The sequence below is a fragment of the Oceanospirillum sediminis genome, assembly GCF_014164585.1.
Lineage (GTDB): Bacteria > Pseudomonadota > Gammaproteobacteria > Pseudomonadales > Halomonadaceae > Oceanospirillum > Oceanospirillum sediminis.
On record NZ_JACJFM010000166.1, the window covers coordinates 1 to 414 of the forward strand.

General features: G+C 26.3%; 1 protein-coding gene. It reads left to right on the plus strand.

Features of this window, described 5'->3' with window-relative positions:
- Window positions 1–414 (plus strand): leucine-rich repeat domain-containing protein (locus tag H4O21_RS28265; protein WP_182812500.1); only part of this gene is annotated, 414 nt, incomplete at both ends.

Here is a 414-nt window from a genome sequence, read left to right on the forward strand (position 1 = left end):
GAATAGTTTTTACTGATAGAATAGATACTGTAACTTCTCTTATTGTTAACGACCTTGATATTTTAAACTTAAATGGAATAGAGGATTTCATTGCTCTGGAAACCTTAATCTGCAATGAAAATAATTTATCTACAATAGATGTTTCTAATAATTCTAATTTAATAACCCTATTGTGTAGTTCAAATCAGCTGACAGATATAGATATTAGTGCAAATACTAATTTGAAAGAAATAGATTGTTCTAGTAATCAAATTTCATTACTGAATGTTACCAATAATACGTTATTAGAAAGTGTTAATTGTTCAAACAACCGAATTGAGGATGTTGATGTAAGCCAAAATATAGATTTAGTTTCTTTGTCAATTTCAAATAACAGGGTAAACGGATTAAATATTGGAAATAATACAAAATTAG